The sequence below is a fragment of the Nostoc sp. UIC 10607 genome (assembly GCF_047228265.1).
GTDB lineage: Bacteria > Cyanobacteriota > Cyanobacteriia > Cyanobacteriales > Nostocaceae > Nostoc > Nostoc foliaceum_A.
Genome location: NZ_JBIQNW010000043.1, coordinates 24194 through 43046, shown reverse-complemented (window position 1 = coordinate 43046; position 18853 = coordinate 24194). Strand labels below are relative to the sequence as shown.

At 42.7% G+C, this 18853-nt stretch carries 19 protein-coding genes; 12 read left to right on the top strand and 7 right to left on the bottom strand.

What is annotated here, in order from left to right:
• The first annotated feature begins 2 nt into the window (after positions 1–2).
• Together ACEYW6_RS26215 and ACEYW6_RS26210 are read left to right on the top strand one after the other, a co-directional pair.
• Positions 3–1466, top strand: a complete 1464-nt coding sequence (locus tag ACEYW6_RS26215; RefSeq protein WP_412982060.1) for a sensor histidine kinase — start codon at positions 3–5, stop codon at positions 1464–1466.
• A gap of 199 nt (positions 1467–1665) precedes the next feature.
• The gene (locus ACEYW6_RS26210; RefSeq protein WP_412982059.1) at positions 1666–2040 is read left to right on the top strand and encodes a DNA-binding protein; all 375 of its coding nucleotides are present in this window, start codon (positions 1666–1668) and stop codon (positions 2038–2040) included.
• 222 nt (positions 2041–2262) lie between these two features.
• Here the strand turns inward: ACEYW6_RS26210 and ACEYW6_RS26205 are convergent, their stop codons facing one another.
• Positions 2263–3222, bottom strand: coding sequence for a glycosyltransferase family 9 protein (locus ACEYW6_RS26205; RefSeq protein ID WP_412982058.1), 960 nt, complete (start codon positions 3220–3222; stop codon positions 2263–2265).
• 69 nt (positions 3223–3291) lie between these two features.
• Between ACEYW6_RS26205 and ispD the strand changes: the two genes are divergently transcribed.
• From ispD to ACEYW6_RS26190, 3 genes are all read left to right on the top strand, one after another.
• Positions 3292–3975 carry a 2-C-methyl-D-erythritol 4-phosphate cytidylyltransferase gene (ispD, locus tag ACEYW6_RS26200; protein ID WP_190899368.1) on the top strand — a complete coding sequence of 228 codons (684 nt, stop codon included), beginning with the start codon at positions 3292–3294 and terminating at the stop codon, positions 3973–3975.
• A 145-nt stretch (positions 3976–4120) separates the two neighbouring features.
• On the top strand, positions 4121–4663 hold the full coding sequence (gene scpB, locus ACEYW6_RS26195) for an SMC-Scp complex subunit ScpB (protein ID WP_412982057.1): 543 nt from the start codon (positions 4121–4123) through the stop codon (positions 4661–4663).
• Between the two features lie 165 nt (positions 4664–4828).
• Positions 4829–5176 (top strand): DUF760 domain-containing protein, encoded by a 348-nt coding sequence (locus ACEYW6_RS26190; RefSeq protein WP_104908394.1) that lies wholly within the window; start codon positions 4829–4831, stop codon positions 5174–5176.
• Positions 5177–5434: 258 nt separating this feature from the next.
• On the opposite strand, the gene ACEYW6_RS26185 is transcribed toward ACEYW6_RS26190, so the two are convergent.
• On the bottom strand, positions 5435–6643 hold the full coding sequence (locus tag ACEYW6_RS26185) for an HhoA/HhoB/HtrA family serine endopeptidase (RefSeq protein WP_190899373.1): 1209 nt from the start codon (positions 6641–6643) through the stop codon (positions 5435–5437).
• 280 nt (positions 6644–6923) lie between these two features.
• On the opposite strand from ACEYW6_RS26185, the gene ACEYW6_RS26180 reads away from it, so the two are divergent.
• A complete protein-coding gene (locus ACEYW6_RS26180; protein ID WP_412982056.1) occupies positions 6924–7838 on the top strand; it encodes a peptidoglycan DD-metalloendopeptidase family protein in 915 nt (304 codons plus the stop codon).
• A 75-nt stretch (positions 7839–7913) separates the two neighbouring features.
• Here the strand turns inward: ACEYW6_RS26180 and ACEYW6_RS26175 are convergent, their stop codons facing one another.
• Both ACEYW6_RS26175 and ACEYW6_RS26170 read right to left on the bottom strand, forming a co-directional pair.
• A complete protein-coding gene (locus tag ACEYW6_RS26175; protein ID WP_412982055.1) occupies positions 7914–8957 on the bottom strand; it encodes an isochorismatase in 1044 nt (347 codons plus the stop codon).
• A gap of 187 nt (positions 8958–9144) precedes the next feature.
• Positions 9145–9288 (bottom strand): hypothetical protein, encoded by a 144-nt coding sequence (locus tag ACEYW6_RS26170; RefSeq protein WP_190897071.1) that lies wholly within the window; start codon positions 9286–9288, stop codon positions 9145–9147.
• A 198-nt stretch (positions 9289–9486) separates the two neighbouring features.
• Here ACEYW6_RS26170 and ACEYW6_RS26165 point away from each other — a divergent pair, with 198 nt between their 5' ends.
• The 3 genes from ACEYW6_RS26165 (at position 9487) to ctpC (ending at position 14079) form a co-directional block, all read left to right on the top strand.
• On the top strand, positions 9487–10863 hold the full coding sequence (locus tag ACEYW6_RS26165) for a dihydrolipoyl dehydrogenase family protein (protein WP_412982054.1): 1377 nt from the start codon (positions 9487–9489) through the stop codon (positions 10861–10863).
• A gap of 508 nt (positions 10864–11371) precedes the next feature.
• Entirely contained in the window at positions 11372–12598 is a 1227-nt protein-coding gene (gene ispG / locus ACEYW6_RS26160; protein ID WP_196509316.1) for a (E)-4-hydroxy-3-methylbut-2-enyl-diphosphate synthase, read from the top strand.
• Between the two features lie 197 nt (positions 12599–12795).
• Complete coding sequence (ctpC, locus tag ACEYW6_RS26155) at positions 12796–14079, top strand: carboxyl-terminal processing protease CtpC (RefSeq protein WP_412982053.1); 1284 nt, start codon at positions 12796–12798, stop codon at positions 14077–14079.
• 71 nt (positions 14080–14150) lie between these two features.
• Here ctpC and ACEYW6_RS26150 read toward each other — a convergent pair whose 3' ends face one another.
• Positions 14151–14336 carry a DDE transposase family protein gene (locus ACEYW6_RS26150; protein WP_412982052.1) on the bottom strand — a complete coding sequence of 62 codons (186 nt, stop codon included), beginning with the start codon at positions 14334–14336 and terminating at the stop codon, positions 14151–14153.
• A gap of 463 nt (positions 14337–14799) precedes the next feature.
• Here ACEYW6_RS26150 and ACEYW6_RS26145 point away from each other — a divergent pair, with 463 nt between their 5' ends.
• From ACEYW6_RS26145 to ACEYW6_RS26135, 3 genes are all read left to right on the top strand, one after another.
• Positions 14800–15297 carry a DUF6174 domain-containing protein gene (locus ACEYW6_RS26145; RefSeq protein WP_412982051.1) on the top strand — a complete coding sequence of 166 codons (498 nt, stop codon included), beginning with the start codon at positions 14800–14802 and terminating at the stop codon, positions 15295–15297.
• Positions 15298–15765: 468 nt separating this feature from the next.
• Positions 15766–16386, top strand: coding sequence for a DNA/RNA non-specific endonuclease (locus tag ACEYW6_RS26140; RefSeq protein WP_412982050.1), 621 nt, complete (start codon positions 15766–15768; stop codon positions 16384–16386).
• Positions 16346–16624 (top strand): DNA/RNA non-specific endonuclease, encoded by a 279-nt coding sequence (locus ACEYW6_RS26135; RefSeq protein ID WP_412982049.1) that lies wholly within the window; start codon positions 16346–16348, stop codon positions 16622–16624. The genes ACEYW6_RS26140 and ACEYW6_RS26135 overlap by 41 nt, the downstream gene beginning before the upstream one ends.
• 80 nt (positions 16625–16704) lie before the next feature.
• Here the strand turns inward: ACEYW6_RS26135 and ACEYW6_RS26130 are convergent, their stop codons facing one another.
• Together ACEYW6_RS26130 and ACEYW6_RS26125 are read right to left on the bottom strand one after the other, a co-directional pair.
• Complete coding sequence (locus ACEYW6_RS26130; RefSeq protein ID WP_412982048.1) at positions 16705–17097, bottom strand: nuclease A inhibitor family protein; 393 nt, start codon at positions 17095–17097, stop codon at positions 16705–16707.
• 669 nt (positions 17098–17766) lie between these two features.
• Positions 17767–18642 carry a prohibitin family protein gene (locus tag ACEYW6_RS26125; RefSeq protein WP_412982047.1) on the bottom strand — a complete coding sequence of 292 codons (876 nt, stop codon included), beginning with the start codon at positions 18640–18642 and terminating at the stop codon, positions 17767–17769.
• Between the last annotated feature and the right edge of the window lie 211 nt (positions 18643–18853).

Below are 18853 nucleotides of genomic sequence, written 5' to 3'. Positions count from 1 at the left end.
CTATGGCTTATCGGGTTCAACGGCTCTATCAACGCTGGCAAACTTTGCCAATTCGAGTGCGGGGAACAGCGATCGTTGCCATTCCCATAACCTGTTTGTTTATGGCTCTATCAGCTTTTGCTTGGCTAAAAGCCAGTCTGGTAGAAGATGAAACCTGGGTGCAGCATACTCAAACGGTACGCCTAGAAACAAAACAGCTTCTCAACGCCTTGATTGATGCTGAAACTGGAGTTCGAGGTTATGGGCTAACTCAACGGGAGGAATTTTTAGCTCCTTATAAGCAAGCTCAGACAATTATTCCCCCATCCTTGAATCGATTAGAAAAACTGGTACAAGACAATGCCCAACAAACCCAGCAAATTCAAAAAATTCGCACACTGGTTGATGATAATTTAGAAATCTTTCAGCAAAAATTAACCTTACAGCGAGAACTGAAACGAATTCGTGGACAAACCGATACCTTGATTCCCGTAGCGTCTCTTTATGAGTGGTTAGAAGAAGGGAAATTAACGATGGATCAGGCGCGTCAACAAATAGATCGCTTCGCTCAAACCGAGGAAGAATTATTAGTACAACGCATACAACATCAAGATTTTTATCGGCAAATTACCTGGATTGTATTGTGTATTTCTGTTGTATTTGGGACGATCGCAGCTTTGTTTGCAGTTCATCTTTTCTATCAACTGGAGCGAGAATTAGCCAACCGAGAAATCAATCTGCGAGAAACCAATCAGCGTTTAGAAATAGTCTGCGATCAACTCCAGCGATTTACTGCCAATGCTTCTCACGAACTCCGGGCACCTTTAGCAGCAATCATGAGCAATGCCCAAGTTGGGCTAATGGATTTAGATGAGTTAGACGACTCACCAATGAAACTGCGAAAGCGCATTGAGAAGATTATCAGCCTTACCAAACAGATGAGTACATTGGTGGGTGATTTGTTATTTCTGGCGCGACACGAAGGATTATTGGCTCCTGACTCGATGGAATCTGTGAATCTAACAGAGCTTTTAGGGAGTATGTGTACTGAATGGTTGTCACAGGCAAAAATCCATTCTTTAGAACTCACCAGCCAGTTACCCGATACGGCTGTTGTAGTTCAGGGTGATGCAAACTTGTTACAACAGGCGATCGCTAATCTCCTCAGCAATGCCTGTCGCTATACAACAGCTGGTGGAACCATTGAACTGCGCCTGATTCGGCAAGCAGAACAAGCCTTAATTCAGGTTATAGATACCGGGATTGGTATTCCCAGCCATGCATTACCTCATGTATTTGAAAGGTTTTACCGAGCCGATCCAAAACGTTCTAGAACATCTGGTGGATTTGGACTAGGATTAGCGATCGCCCAGCAAATTGTTCAGGTTCACGGGGGACAAATCAGTGTCACCAGCACTCTTGATCAAGGCTCAACCTTTCAAATTACCCTGCCACTTTTGACCCAATACGCTTGGGTTAAGGGCTAATTGTACAAAATTGTGGGTTTTCGAGACGCGATAAATAGCCATCTCTAGAAGACGCGATAAATCGCCGTCTCTACAAGTGTTTTGGTCTTATCTGAACTGTATTGACTTTTGACGCACAAAACCGAATAAATTGTGGTCATTTTTTGGCCATACTTCCTGTTTACAGTTTATGCAGTGAAGTTCAAACCAATAAATTCTTATGAAATCCACTGTTGCTATGACCTTTACATCTGCACTGTTAGCGGTAGTTATTCCCACCGCTCAAGCACAGATCCCAATCCGTGATTTGCAGCGCGATCCAGGAGTCAGCGTTTCTGGTGAAATTCGCAGTGTTGTTGGCAATGAATTTATCTTAGAGGACGGCACTGGACAGATTATTGTCGATGCGGGGCCACGTTGGCATCATCAGCTAAATTTGCGCCAGGGTGAAAAAGTAACTGTCGTAGGAGAATACGACGACTATGATTTTGATGCGTTTAGCATCACTCGCAGTAACGGAAAAGTTATTCGTATCCGCGATGCGGGAGGGCCACCCCCTTGGGCCGGTGGACGGGGAAGGCGCGATCGCAAATAAGCACAAAGCATTGATCTAGTTTTTGTAGAGACGCGATTGATCGCGTCTTCAAAGACCAATTATCTACACTTAACCCAACCGTATTGGTTTTTAGCCTGGTTTTAAATACTGAAATAACCGCAAAATCTAGCTGTCACAACCAGGTCTTGCGGTCATTCACAAACGCATAACTACATTGGATATCCAATAAATTGATTGCAGAAATTGCGACAAAGTGCTGGTTTAGCCACCCCAGATTTTCTCTAAAACGGCGTTTGGTGAAACATCCGCCGTTTTTCCCGTGGGAGATGCAATGGCCAGGAATTTATCGTTTTTCGGCAACAACTTAGCTGGATTAGTGGGCCCAAATAAGGCGATGGTATAGGTTTGGACTGCAACACTCAGTTGTAGTGCCGCACTATCAGTAGACAACATCAAATTTGCCCCGGCAATCATAGCAGTTAACTTGCCAATATCATCAGGGGCAGTCACCTTGATATCTGGAGAAGACCCCAGAAGCGATCGCACAAACTGCTCATCATCAGTTCCCTTAACGACCACCACAGGCAGATCCGGCTGCTTGTCTTGGAAGCCTTGAATAATTTGATGCCAACTTTCGACAGGGTAGATTTTATCCAGTTCTTTAGCCTGGGATAACTGGTCAAAACCGCCATGAATCAAGATATAGCCTGTTTCATTCACCCCTAAGCGTTTTTGTTCCTTTTGTGCCCACTCAATATCTGGTTTTGGCACATTTACCGCTAACTCTGGGACAGGACTATTTATTTCCAATGGTTGCAGTAAATCGTGATATACTGCCGCCGCATACTGGGATGGTTTGAATGGCACAGCGTGGGTCAGAAAAACCGAACCTTTGCCTTTGTAGCCAATACGTATGGGAATTCCCGTCAACCAAAGTAAAAGACCAAGCAACCAAATTTGCTTAACAGCAATGACGACATCGTATTCGCGATCGCGAATTGTCCCCACCAAGTTACCCCAATCTGCCAGACTATTACGGTCTTGAAAATCAAAGGTCAGTACCTCGTGAACTGACTTGCTCACTCGGTAGGCAGCCTTTGACCGGGGTTCAACAACGACATCTATCTGAGCGTTAGGGTAATGGCGCTTCAGGTCATCTAGAGTCGGAAAGAAGAGAATTTGGTCGCCAATTCCGCCAGGTACAAGGGCTACTACTCGCATAATATTTATTGACGCTTACTCGCTCCCTATTTTAGGGGAAAATATATAGCTTAAAGATTGAGGAATTCTGTGTATTTACTAATTCCAGCTGCGGGAATCGGAAAAAGAATGGGGAGTAACCGTAATAAACTCCTTCTGAAAGTGCGATCGCAACCAATTATTGCTTGGACTCTATTAGCCGCAGAAGCCGCTAATACAATCAGTTGGATTGGGATTATTTCTCAGCCTACTGATTGGCCAGACTTCAACGCAATTATCGCCGATCTGAAGCTGACTAAACCAGTGGAATTGATACAAGGCGGTTCCACCCGCCAAGAATCTGTTTACAATGGTTTGCAGTCCCTGCCAGTAGCCGCAGAACAAGTTTTGATTCATGATGGGGCCAGATGCCTAGCCACACCAGATTTATTTAACTCTTGTGCCCAAGCCATTCGTCACTGTCCCGGTTTAATTGCTGGTGTATCGGTCAAAGACACTATCAAAGTTGTCGATGAACAAGGCATAATTCAAGAAACACCCGACAGACGAAAATTGTGGGCAGCACAAACTCCCCAAGGATTTGATGTCAAGTTGTTGAAACAGTGCCACGCTGAAGGTGTCCGTCAAGGTTGGGAAGTAACTGACGATGCCGCTTTGTTTGAAAAGTGCGGTATTGAAGTCCGAATTGTCGAGGGAGAGGAGACAAATTTAAAAGTCACAACTCCACAAGATTTAGCGATCGCAGAATTTATTCTCACAACTAGAGGCTTTTGAGGAAAATGATTCCCCAATGCCCCATGTCCAATTTCAGAGTTTCAAACAATATTTTGACAATTTACGATATAATGCCACACACTTGTTGATTGTTAGTTGTCATGTACTAATGACCAATGACTAATAACCAATGACTAGTAACTAAATGATTACAGCCACAGCGACGAAGATAGAAGCAATTCTCTATTTAAAAGGTAAACCCTTGTCGCTCGGCGAAATCGCCGAGTATGCCGCGTGCGATCGCGCCAGTGTCAAAGAAGGCATAATTGAACTCATGGACAACTATGCCCACCGAGATAGCGCCCTAGAGGTAGTAGAAACTCCAGATGGTTACAGTTTGCAACTCCGGTCTGATTTTCATGATTTGGTGCAAACGATGATACCAGTAGAATTGGGTGTAGGTGCATTGCGGACTTTAGCTGCGATCGCCCTTAATAGTCCCATACTTCAGAGCGACTTGATTAACCTACGCGGTTCAGGAGTATATCAACACGTTCCCGAACTCGTCGAACTTGGTTTCATCCGAAAGCGTCGAGACAGCGATTCTCGCTCTTATTCACTGCAAGTAACCCCGAAGTTTCATCAGTATTTCCAAATAGAACAACTCCCGCAAATACTTTCCACCAGCCAAAAGGAAGAACAACTAGAACTAGAACTAGAACTCAAGGGAGTGGCGAGTAGGGAGTAGAGTGATGAAGGAAAGAAGGAGAATAAACAGTAAACTATTTCCCCTTCCCCATTCCCCCTTCCCCATTCCCCATTCCTCTCCTCTTGACTTATACCCGTGGTGAATGCGCTACCCTTGTACTATGGTTTAAAGTAGAGTTAGCAATTAAGCTAAATAAAACTGCCAATGGTGTTTAATCCTGACTTTTTGAATGACAACTCTGAGGAACACCCTAATCAACTTCTTTCCGACCACTCTGAGGAATACCCTAATCAGTTACTCAAATATCTACAACATCAGTCTCCTGATGTTTTAGCTAGGATTGCTCAGTCCGCCAGCCCCGAAATTAAACAAATTATCTCGCAAAATGTCCAAGGGCTAGTGGGAATGCTCCCGGCAGAAAATTTCAACGTGCAAATCACAACAGATCGGGAGAACTTAGCTGGGCTTCTAGCGTCGGCCATGATGACGGGGTATTTTCTGCGCCAGATGGAACAAAGAATGCAGTTAGAGCATTTGTCTAATGGTCAATAATCAATAGTCAGTAGTCAAATATTCTGGGACTATTGACCAAATAATTACTAGTTCGTAATTCGTAATTCGTAATTAAAGAGGGTATAGCAGCCCACGCTGAATTAAAAATTCAGTGTCAACAAGACATTTGTGGAGAGTTCAAGCTTCCACTGAGAGCGTAGCGGTAGCAATTTTTCCAGCGTCATTATCAATTACGAATTACGTTAGCGCAGCGCGAGGGAGTCCGCCAGCGTCATTATCAATTACGAATTGTTTTGACTATTTCCTTTTGGGATAAGCTCCTGACTGTACTCTGAAGGTTTGAATTTTACCGCTGCGGTTGACTTCCATAGCTATTATGTCCCCAACTGTGCTGGACTCTACGAACTTCTGAACTTGGGCTGAGGTTTTGACTGGTTTACCGTTAACTTTTTGAATCACATCTCCAGGAAGCAGTCCTCCACGCTTGGCTGGGGAATCCTCTGTGACTCCTTTAATTACAATTCCAGCTTCCTGCTGAATGTTCAGTTGATTTTCTTGATTAATCTGTTGTTTTCTGGTGGGAGAAAGGTCTGCCATTTCAATTCCCAAGAACGGATGTTCTACACGCCCTTTGGTAAAAAGTTCATTGGCGATGCGGGCGGCGGTTTCAATGGGGATAGCAAAACCGAGTCCTTGAGCATCAGCGCGGATGGCAGTGTTAACACCAATTACTTCGCCTTGGGCGTTTAACAAGGGACCACCAGAATTACCAGGGTTAATTGCGGCATCAGTTTGGATAAAGCTGACTCGCTTATCTGGGACACCAACTTGAGTGCTGGTGCGATCTGTAGCACTGATGATGCCAATAGTGACAGTATTATCTAAACCCAGAGGATTGCCAATAGCGATCGCCCATTGTCCTGGTATTAAGTTTTGCGAATTGCCCAACTTTACTGTCGGTAAATGACTCGCTTTTATTTTCACTACTGCCACATCTGTAACAGAATCAACTCCTACCACCTTCCCCTCTAGACTGCGACCATCTTTGAGGGTGACTTGTACTGTATCTGTATCTGCCACTACATGAGCATTGGTGAGTAATTCTCCATCTTCGCTCAAAATAAATCCCGAACCTGTACCGCGCTCAATGCGTTCTTGGGGAATTGGTTGCTCATCCTCTCCAAAGAATCGCCGCAAGAGGGGATTTTTCAATGCATCAGAGATGGGATTGGCGACTTTGCGAGTGGCGTTAATTCTTACCACAGCTGGGCCAACTTTTTGCACTGCCGTCGCAATAAAATTCACATTATCGCCCCCAGTAGCACCAATCGCTCCGTTAGAAGAATTTGGCACTACCGATTCTGGAGGCGAAGCCATTGTTACATTTTTTAACTGTCGGAACGAGGGATTTTGTAGCAGGAGATAGCGACTACCAAATAAACCTGCACCACAGCCGAACACCAGTAAGAACACATAAACGCCCAGTTGCTTTAAAGATAACTTCATAATCATTCTGCTTAAGGACAACAATGCAGTTGCTAATTTCTAAGTGTAGTCAAGCTAACGGTAAGTGGACAGATCAATTTACGATGAATTGGTCATAGGGCATGGGGTATAGGGGATTTGTACTGAGCGTTGCCGTCAAGCCTGCGGCATAGCTACGCTTAGGGCGCAGCCTCTCATAGAGAAGTATTAAGCATTGATTCTTCTCCTTGTCTCCCTCTGCTCCCCACTTCTCACACTCTCCATCTAAAATCTAAAGTTAATGCGCTCTTGACCTTTATACATGACTTTACCCTTTCGTCAACTGTTTCTCTGTAGCTTAGTTAGCGCCTTGAGCCTAGTATCCATACTGCCAAACACCAACAGCGCCAACGCTGCTGTGGGTGGTTGTCCAACTCCAGCTCTATCTCGCTTCCAACGCCATAAAGTTGTTCGTGGCGAAACTTTGGAGAGCATAGCGCAGCGCTACAATCTTATGCCTACAACTATTATTGGCATGAATCCAGCTTTACAGAATGGTGCGATGTCTACGGCGCGTTCCACCTACGTAGCCGTTGGTAGTGTACTTCAAATTCCTCCCTACAATGGGATTGTAGTCGAAGTGCCTCGTGGTCAAACTTGGCGACAAGTAGCGGCACAATACAAAGTTCGTGCTGATAGCCTTTTTGAGGTGAATGGCTGCCAACAAGACCCCAGAGTTGTGTTTGTTCCGGGAGTAAATTGGTCACCCAATGGTGTTGTAACTAAGTCCCCTTTACCTACTGATGCAGGTACGCCAAATCGTGCATCCCTGTCTGGATACCCCTTGGCAGAAGTAGTAACTGTGGGATTACCTTACGGCTGGCAAATTAATCCTGCTACAGGTGAAGTTTTCTTTCATAGTGGTGTTGATTTGTTAGCACCAGTTGGTACAGATGTGCTAGCGATCGCACCTGGAACTGTAGCTTTTGCTAATGACCAAGGTTCCTATGGCAAGTTGGTAATTATTAACCATAGTGGCGGACTTCAAAGCCGCTATGCCCAGCTTGACAGTATCAAGGTTACTGTCGGTCAGCAAGTGAGCAAAGGAGACTTACTGGGAACAGTAGGCACTAGTGGAAAACCAACCTCCAGTCAATCGCATCTCCATTTTGAAGTGCGTTCTAGCTCATCTCTCGGTTGGGTAGCACAAGATCCAAAAGGTTATTTGAAGAAATGAGGGATTAGGGATTAGGGAGTGGGGGATGAGCAAGCAAGAGGAGATAGGGAGACAAGGGGATAGAATAACCATGCCCTATGCCCCATGCCCAAATGCTATTGATTCGCTAGATTTTACGATGTGCATTCCTGCCTCTGAAAATCTTGTAAATGCCGCATCTGCCTGTTCTGTGTAGTCCACAATATCTAGAACGACAACGGGGGAAGTGCAATCTTCTAGTAAATAGATTTTTTGAGCAAGGGTAGCATCTACCTGTTTAATTTCTGTTAATAAATCGTCAATTGTCCACGCGACACAATGACTTTTAGCTTGCCCACCAATAATTACAGCATCAAATTCTAAAAGTTGCTTAATCAGGCGCGTGTTCTTTTGAGCAAGTGGACGTTGTTCAAAATCTTCCAACACTTCTGGACGTAAGATGGAATAGTTTTCTGTTAATGGGTTCTCACCTTTTATTTCAAATTGCGTCTGACTCTGACGAGCAATGCCGTGAAAAAATATTGCTTCTTCTACTGAAGAAACTAAAGCATGACCAATGCCGCCCAACATAGAATGATAAGGCCAAATTGTGAGGGGATATTTACCGTCTTGGCTTAGTTTTTTAACGTAATGGTAAGTATGTTTTTCTAATAATTCATAATTTCCATTAGTAACACTGTCAGCAACTGCTGGGTTAACTCTCCAGATTCCTTGTTCGATATCTGTTAGGGTGATGTTAGTCGCTGCTGGAGTAGGATGTTCTCCGGCGGCGTTCACCCAAAAGATGGGATGAAAGATTTGCGTTGCTGTGTGGGTGTCCAGGGTGGGTACAATTTGTGTAATTACTCCCAAATTCCGATATATAAATTCACACAATCTGACGTTATCATCCACTGCCCCTTTCCCAGATTTTCCACCTACAAATAATTCAAATCCTGGGATACAGAAGGTATTTTGGACATCAATTAATAGTAAACAAATCCTGGTTTTATCTAAAGATGCTGGTTTGATGTCGTGTTTTTGTGCCCATATTTCGCCTGCTGTTGCACATTCTTGGTAAGGTACGCGCCATACTTCTCCTACCTTATTGGAGTTAAAATGTGGGGGAATTGGTAGTTGGGTTGTTGTTTGGGTATTCATATAATTCTGTATTTATGTTGTAATTATTAAGCTTGCCCTTAGTTAAATATAATATAATGCTTTACTTAGAAAACCTCATTATGGGAACCTAAAGTGAGCAACAAAATTTCTTCCTCTCCTGATTCATAATTTGTAACAAATTTAAATAAAATTAGATTACGATAATCAATATTGCTAAAATATAAATTTAGCTAGCGCTCTCATCTAAACTCCGCAACATCACCAATCGTTCATCTAACCACTCATCTGTAAACCAACCATAAGGCAAAACATCGCCAACCGCATTTGTGTTAATTCCCATAAACCAAATATGAGCAGCTTTCACAAACATAAGAATTGATATTAGCGCTCTTTTATTACCCTGAAAAAATAAAATATTTTAAGCTTGCCGCGCTACTACGCCTAGATTTATAAAAACAAATCAGAAACATTGGTTTCTGATTTTTATCTCGTGAGAGTCATAAAACAGCGTTAACTTTGAGTGTGAGAGTGTTATGAAAGCAAACTATCTCCAAGGAGTTTAGCGCTGATGGAAACAGCAGATGTCATTGTGATCGGCAGTGGTCAAGGAGGCATTCCACTGGCGGCTGATTTTGCCAATGAGGGACGTAAGGTTGTCTTGTTTGAGCGGGATGCTTTAGGCGGCAGTTGCATCAACTATGGCTGCACTCCGTCTAAAGCGTTCTTAGCAGCGGCTCATACAGCAGGGCGATCGCGCCAGGGCAAGAAGTTAGGCATCCACACGGAGATTGAAGTGGATTTTCCCGCTGTCATGGAGCGAGTTCGGGGAATCCGCAGCAGCTTTAATCAAGGGATTCGCAAGCGATTGGAGACTGCGGGTGTCAAAGTCATTTGTGCCGAAGCTTCTTTTGTGGGAGAACGGACGGTTAAAGGTGGGGATGTCACCATTCAAGCTCCTCTGGTAATCATTAACACGGGTACGTCATCACTGATTCCTGACATTCCCGGACTTGTAGGAACTCCCTACCTGACCAACCGCAACTTCTTTGACTTGAACACCTTGCCAGACCGTTTATTGGTAATTGGAGCCGGCTATATTGGCTTGGAATTGGGACAAGGACTCGCGCGTTTGGGCAGTCAGACCCACTTAATTGTCCGTGGCGATCGCGTCCTTGGGCAGGAAGAGTCTGATGTCAGTGAGGTCTTAGCAGAAGCATTAAAGCTGGATGGGATTAAGCTCCATTTTGGAGTTAATGTAAATCACGTTGCCCATGAGAATAATGTGTTTAGGCTGACCCTGAGCAGTGGCGAACAACTTCAAGGAGAAGCGTTGCTGGTTGCGATTGGACGGAAACCCAATACAAGTGCATTAAATACAGCCACCAGCGGAATTGAGCTAGACGATCGAGGGTTTATTAAAATTGACGACCAGTTCCATACCACCTGTTCTGGAGTCTATGCGATCGGGGATGCTGCCAAACAGCCTGCCTTTACGCATGTGTCGTGGGAGGACTATCGCCGCTTAAAAGCAATTTTGTGTGGAGAAAACCGGACACGGAGCGATCGCGTCCTTGGCTATGCGATCTATACAGAACCCCAGGTTGGACGAGTGGGTATGACGTTAGAACAGGCTCAGAAACAAGGCATCAATGCGTGTGCTGTCACCTTACCCATGAGCCAAATTGCCCGTGCGATCGAGTGGGGGCATGACCTTGGATTTTATCGTATGGTGATTGACAGCGATACAGACAAAATCCTGGGAGCAACCCTGGTGGGGTACGAAACTGCTGAACTGGTGCATGTATTTTTATCCCTGATGGAAGCAGGAGCAACTTGGCATTTATTAGAGCGATCAGTTCACATCCATCCCACCTATGGTGAAGCTTTACCCAGTCTGGCACGGTTGCTGCTTGGAGATAACATGCCAGGGTGTCCGAATATGTGAAGAGGTTTTCTCTTCTTTATTTCTCCAGCCACGCCGATAAACCCGCAAAATATACTTTTTTCTCTCAGCTTCGACTAGATAAGTATCGTTTAGCCCTCGCTTGTATAACTTACAGCGATGAGCCGGAAGAATCGGATAGTCACGGAGTACAGTGGTAATTCAAGCTGCACCAGTAAGAATTGAGCGAATTACAGGTATAAAAGATTGCTCCATACAATTGTCGTGTTGCTGATAGTATTTATAACTCAGCAAAAGAGCGATAACTTCTCTACGAGACGCTGCACGAACGTTCAGCTTCTCTATGAGACGCTCCGCGATCGCTAACACTACTCACTTAGAAGAGCTTTTAAGCAGCATATCTTTAAATTGCTCTTTATTTCTTTGCCTGTCTCATTCTCCATTTTTTTTCTACCTAAATTGTCCAAAAAAGTCGTAGCTGTGGCAATCTGGGAAACAGAGATTTATCAAATCTAATATTTTAGTGACAGCAAATTTACCTAATCAGGTTATGCAAACTCTGCCCATAGTAGATACTTCAAATACTACATCCAGTCAACCTAGCTTTGATACAACTATCAAGCGGCGTAAAACCCGTCCCGTTAAGGTGGGAAATGTCACCATTGGCGGTGGCTACCCCGTTGTAGTGCAGTCGATGATTAACGAAGACACTCTTGATATTGATGGTTCCGTGGCTGGTATTCGTCGTCTGCACGAAATTGGCTGCGAAATTGTCCGCGTCACAGTGCCGAGTATGGCTCATGCCAAAGCTTTAGCAGAAATTAAACAAAAATTAATAAAAACTTACCAAGACGTGCCCATTGTGGCTGATGTCCATCACAATGGGCTAAAAATCGCTCTGGAAGTCTCCAAGCACATAGAAAAAGTGCGGATTAATCCGGGGTTGTATGTTTTTGAAAAACCCAACGTCAATCGAACCGAGTATACTCAATCAGAATTTGAAGAAATTGGCGAAAAAATCCGTGAAACCTTAGAACCTCTGGTAGTTTCTTTGCGCGACCAAGGTAAATCGATGCGAATTGGGGTAAATCACGGTTCCCTTGCTGAAAGGATGCTATTTACCTACGGTGACACCCCAGAAGGCATGGTGGAATCTGCCATAGAATTCATTCGTATTTGTGAATCTTTGGATTTCCGCAACTTGGTAATTTCCATGAAAGCCTCACGAGTACCGGTGATGCTAGCCGCCTATCGCCTGATAGCCAAACGCATGGATGAACTGGGTATGGATTATCCGCTACATTTAGGCGTTACGGAAGCCGGTGATGGCGAATACGGGCGAATTAAATCCACGGCTGGTATTGCTACCTTACTTGCTGATGGCATTGGCGATACAATTCGCGTCTCACTTACAGAAGCACCAGAAAAAGAAATTCCCGTTTGTTATAGCATTCTCCAAGCTTTGGGATTGCGAAAAACGATGGTGGAATACGTCGCTTGTCCTTCCTGTGGACGCACTTTGTTTAACCTAGAGGAAGTGCTGCACAAAGTCCGGGAGGCCACTAAACACTTAACTGGTCTTGATATAGCGGTTATGGGTTGCATTGTCAATGGTCCTGGAGAAATGGCGGATGCTGACTATGGTTATGTTGGCAAAACACCTGGTTACATTTCTTTGTATCGTGGTCGAGAAGAAATAAAAAAAGTCCCAGAAGATAAAGGTGTAGAGGAATTAATTAACCTCATTAAAGCTGATGAACGCTGGGTAGAACCTTAAAGGGAGTGGGGGCAGGGGAAAACAAGCAGAATAACCAATGCCCCATGCTCAAAAATTTTGTATCTTTAAATCACTAAGGTCGCCGGATTGTCAAGTATTTTGTTTAAATTAGGAATACATGCTCGGCCTGTACAGTGGTAGCCTGTGTTAGATTGAGCATACTGACTATATATTTTCCCTCTGACGCAGCTGTCATTATGGTGATTACAAAAAGTAGGCTTGTTTTGGGTGCTACGGCAGTGACACTCTCCACGATCGCTGTTACTAGCCTTGGCATTCATTCGCGAGGTCAGGCTTTATTTAAAGCAAGTCCCAAAGAATTGGTAGATGAAGTTTGGCAAATTGTTCAACGCCAATATGTAGACGGTACTTTTAATCAGGTAGATTGGCAGGCTGTTCGTAAGGAGTACTTAAGCAAGTCCTACAGTAATCCGCAGGAAGCGTATAAGTCCATTCGGGAAATGCTCAAAAAGCTAGAAGACCCATACACCCGGTTTATGGACCCAGCGGAATTCAAAAATATGCAAGTGGATACCTCTGGAGAACTCACAGGGATTGGGATTACGATCAGTCAGGATGAAAAAACCAAGCAATTGGTTGTAATTGCGCCAATCGAAGATACACCAGCATTTAAAGCTGGTGTATTGGCAAAAGATGTCATCCTTAAAATCGACAACAAAAGCACCAAGGGGATGGATACCAATCAGGCAGTATCCCTGATTCGAGGTGAAGCAGGATCGCAAGTCAGCTTAACGATTCAGCGCAATGGTCAGACAAAACAATTTGACATCAAACGGGCGCGGATTGAAATCCATCCAGTTAAATATTCCCAAAAGAAAACTCCAGCAGGTAACCTTGGCTACATTCGCCTGAACCAGTTCAGCGCCAATGCTAGTAAAGAAATGCAAAGCGCCATCAAAGATTTAGAAAGCAAACGGGTAGCTGGATATATCCTTGATCTACGTGGAAATCCAGGCGGCTTACTTTTCTCTAGTATAGATATTGCCCGGATGTGGCTGAATAAAGGCACAATTGTTTCCACCATTGACCGCCAAGGTGAGCGAGAGCGAGAAGTGGCAAACGGACGTGCTCTAACAAATAAACCGTTGGTAATATTAGTGGATAAAGGTTCAGCCAGTGCCAGCGAAATCCTTTCCGGAGCGTTGCAGGACAACAAACGTGCAACTTTGGTAGGAACTCAAACCTTTGGTAAGGGATTAGTGCAATCGGTGCGTCCCCTAGAAGATGGTTCAGGATTAGCAGTGACAATTGCTAAATACCATACGCCCAATGATAGAGATATTAATAAGCACGGTATTGATCCAGATATAAAGGTAGATTTGACAGATGCCCAGCGACAAGATTTGTGGCTCAACGAACGTGATAAACTCGCTACCCTCGCAGACCCCCAATTCGCTAAAGCAGTGGAAGTGATAGGTAAAAAAATTGCTGTTAAAGGCACAGCCACAGCAGAAAAATGAAAAGTTAGGAATAAAGTTAGGAGTGAATAGTTAGGAGTTAGCAATGATGCATTTTATTGCTAACTCCTAACTTATACTGGTTGGCACTTTCCAGACCTAATAAGTCCGACACGCCGAGCGATCGCTTCTCCTTGCGAACTAAAAGGCCCCCACTGTTCTATAGTTTCTAGATCATCGTCTGCAACTTTGTCGCTGGGGAAGATTTCGCAGTTACCAGCAGAATATTTGACAATATACCAAGTTTGTGGTTCATTCATGCTTGAAATAAAAAATTTTTTTACTGTAAAAATTTTACGGCATAGATAGAAGATTTTCGCACAGATGCGATCGCACCGAAGTTAATTGCCAAAGTCATTTGGATATGATTTAGACATAGCTCTTGTAACGGCGTAGAATTTTCTCTACTGACAGAATATCGTTACTAGAGCTTTTTGGCTGGTGCAAATTCGTTTCACGCCAAGCAGCATATCATCATCCTGTAGACCAATTAATTCTCCAGGATGATTGATTATATGGAAACGCAAGGTTTCGCTTTTCTACAGAATTTTTGATTTTGTTTTGGTGCATTGGGTAGTTTACCACAGTGGAAAAATAACTACAGTCATAAATTTGTTATTTGTCCTTGGCTAACTACTAATGAATTTTAATCAAAAGATAAAGTGTATTTAAACAAGTAGATGAATTAATGTATATAACACTTTTAAAATTAAGTGAATTGATATGCGTTTACCTATCATTATCAGTGCCGGATTATTGCTATCTTTCGGTCTTAACCTACCAGTAATGTCCAAATCTCCCATAGAGATAGCACAATCGCCAACAAAAAATAATAACTTGGATTTAAGGCGATTACAATTTAATCGCCATTTGTGGAATCAGCAAAATATTTCCAACTATCGCTATACATTTAGTAATGGATGCTTTTGTATACCCGACGCTAGGGGGCCAGTAGTCATTGAAGTCCGTAATGGTCAAACAACTTCCATCACTTCTGTAGCTACAGGTCAAGTAGTTAATCCAGAATTCTTTCAAAACTACAAAACAATTCCTAAGCTGTTTAATGTGATTCAAGATGCTATCAACCGTCAAGCCTTCAGCCTGAATGTGAGTTACAGCCCTGGACTTGGCTATCCAACCCAAATTGAGATCGATTACAACAGCCAGATAGCTGATGAAGAAATATATCTCACAATTGAGAATTTTGAGGAAATTAAATAGCCACCGCAACCAGAAAATTAGATATTAAGGCAATAGATACCGATAACCTTCATCATTAACTGCTGGCGTTCAAGTTTCTATATGCTGGTGTGTGAATATTTCAGAGGAAAAGGCGATCGCACTAGATCGCCCTCATTTATCCCATCAATTAAATTTCCTCTCAGAGAAAATATTGGCGTTGCTGATTAGATGCATGAATCTTAGTATAGAGATGCAAAATTTTCAGGACTTATGCAAAAATCCTCTCAAACTCTCATTCCTCCGTGACCTATGCGTAAGTCCTAATTTTAAGCTATCGCTCATCAAGAAAGTAAGTTTTTTGATTGTTAACTCTTGCCGAATCGAGATTTCCGGCTATTGTGTCACTACATATTTATCATTAGAAAAATCTTTATTTTTGTATCACTGAATGCTTGATATTGAAGCGAAGAACTTGGACACTGTTTTTGTCATCAAGAGTACAAAAACGTGAAAAAAATCAAGATTTTCAAATTTCTACTGCCATTTGTGACGGTATTTTTATTCATAGTTGGGTTGGCACAGATTGTACCAGCCCAGTCATCAGTAAGTGTTCACCTAACCCTTGGCAACCCCAGCAACGCTGGAACTTCTAGCCAAAATAACTACTTGTTGGTAAAACCACAGTATGTAATTGGCTACAACTGCGGAACAGGTAGACCAAATTGGGTGTCTTGGCAGTTGAATAGTAGTTGGTTAGGTAGCACACCGAGGCAAGATACTTTTCGGGCTGATACAACACTTCCTTCTGGGTGTTATCAAGTTCAATCTACCGATTTTAGTGGAAGTGGGTTTGATCGTGGTCACATGACACCTAGTGCTGACAGGACTAGTAATGTTACTAATAATTCTGCCACTTTTTTGATGAGCAATATGATTGCTCAAGCGCCAGATAACAATCAGGGAATTTGGGCAAACCTAGAGGATTATGCCAGAACTCTAGTAGGACAGGGTAAAGAACTCTACATCATATCTGGTGGATATGGGATGGGCGGTACTGGTTCTAACGGAACGTTCTATACAATAGCTAATGGACGGGTTCAAGTCCAATGGACGGGTTCAAGTCCCTAACAGAACCTGGAAAATTATTGTTGTATTAAATACTCCCGGTTCAGGTCTTGGTGGCGTGACAACCAGTACGAGAGTTATTGCTGTCAATATTCCCAACGCTCAAGGGGTGCGAACAGCGAATTGGAGAAACTATCGGGTTAGCGTTGACTCATTAGAATCCCTAACTGGATACAATTTTCTCTCGCAAGTTTCAACATCTATTCAGTCTGTCATAGAAGCGCAAGTAGATAATTTATAAGTTGGGATAATTTTAAAAACGAGAAAGCCTAGCTGCACAGATAGCTAGGCTTTTATTTAAATAAATTTCCCAACTGCTTACTAGGTTTCAACCAATTTTGTTACTACTCCAGCTAAGTCACCGTCTTTAGTTTGTCCTATGATATAAGCGTCAATATTTATTTGTCCAACACGATAAACGCTGATGTCACTAAGATTATCTTTAAGTGTTTGGATAAGTGTTTGAAATTTTTTAACATCTTTTTTCTGTAATTCATTGTGCCACTCTTGCTCAAATCCACAATTACGAAAAAGGTAGTCCAAGTCTACTACTTCTACTGGCAGGTCTTGAGAACCTGTTAGCTGTAAAATTTTCTCCTGGGTTGCAGGTGCAGCACCTTTCCACTGAACAACCTCAAAAGGGTAATCCGACTCGCTCATCATTAACAAGCCAGTACTAGCTTCCTTCAGTTTTTCGACAATTTCACCGCTCATAGTCATCAGTTTCTAGCAACGCTCATACTGTATCATTTAACTAGCAGGGAAGCCGAATTCTATAGTCAAACCGCAGGGCAATTATACATAATTTTTATGTCGATACCGGATGTTCTCGCAGAGTTTTAGAGTAATGAAGTTATCCTTCCCAGAGCTATTTATGCTAAACATAGTTTTAATAATCCAGGTACTTCCCTTTATTACTATATTTATGGTGAAGACTCTCAAGGATTTGATGCTGGTCTAAAATTGGATTTTTTTTGCAGATAAAGTCTGTTTCACTAACTTTAAAAAGCCCTATCCGGTAGAAAAGTATAAACTATACTTCGATAAATTCATTGCCGGATATTATTGTAGCCACGATGATATACAGCAACATTTTGCATCATCAAGCTCGACAACAATAGAGATATTAAATATGATGGCATAACATTGGATGATACCACTGGAGAAATTTATAAATACTCTATTGCTTGCCTATTATTTACTGTGGGATGCTGAAGATGATAGCTGGATTGATGGTTTTTTGTGGGAAGGTGGAGATTTCAGAGGGGCTTTGCCTTCACCAAAACGTTGATAAAGTTGTGATTTTTCCTCATAAACTCAAGCAAAGATTATTTGTCAAGTCATTGAACCGATCAGAAAATTTTAAGGCTTTGAGGTTCCTGTTTATGGCTGGATCATAATAGGCACTGCACTTTTTTCAGAACCAATAATTACAAGCTTAGAATTATTAGATTGAGCTAGCTTTTCTGTGGCTTCAATCGCTCGTAATTGTAGCACTTGGTTGTTAAGTCCACCAGAGAGAATTTTTTGGGAATCAGCTATACCTCGCGCTTCAATAAGCTTTCGTTCTGCCTCTTGACGCTCCTTCTCTAAAACAAATTTCATCTGCTGATTTTCTTGCTCTGTTTTGAGTTTGTTTTGAATTGCAGCTTGTAGAGTATCAGGCATTTTTATGTTTCGTAAAAGAGCTTCCTCAACGATGAAACCCAAAGCCGGTATCTCTTGGGTAAGTTGTTGGTCAATTTTTTGGGCGATTTCTTGGCGTTTGGTAGAGTAAATAGCATTGGCTGGGTAGTTTGCCGTGATGGCGCGGACAGTAGAGCGGAATCTGGAAATTACCAGTTGTGTTTCATCAGTTCCAATTGTTTTATAGACTGTAGCTGCCTTTTGCGGATCGAGCTTGTATTGAAGACTGACATCAAGATTTAGGCTCAAACCTTCTTGAGATGTTGCATCTACATTTTCCTTTATATCTTTAAGACGAGTAGAAAAATTCAGCACCTTGCTAAAGGGGTTAAGCAAGTGGACACCAGGATTAAGAGTAGTTTCGGGAACCTCACCAAATAAATTGACGACACCGACATTACCAGGTGGGACAATCACCAAAAGTCTAGAAAAAGAATTCAGTACTGCAATACTGCCAATCAACATCATAATTGTGCGTATAGCTAAACGTGACCTTTCACCAGAGATGCTATGTGTATTGAGATAGACGAGAATTGCAATTAGGCTAGTGACAAGAGAGACTATAAAGCCCATGAGTTTTTTCTGTGTAGTTAAGACGAATATACTTAATCACATAATTCCCAAACGCTTTTATGAAACTCATATCATTTCAGACAAGTTAGAGGTTTACGAATCCTTTTACAGATGTAAAAAAGATTCCCGATTTCTCTCAGAAGTCAGGAATCTCAGCCTTGGAGCGATGCCTACGGTGGGCAAAGCCTACGCTACTTTAGATTAATTCCAA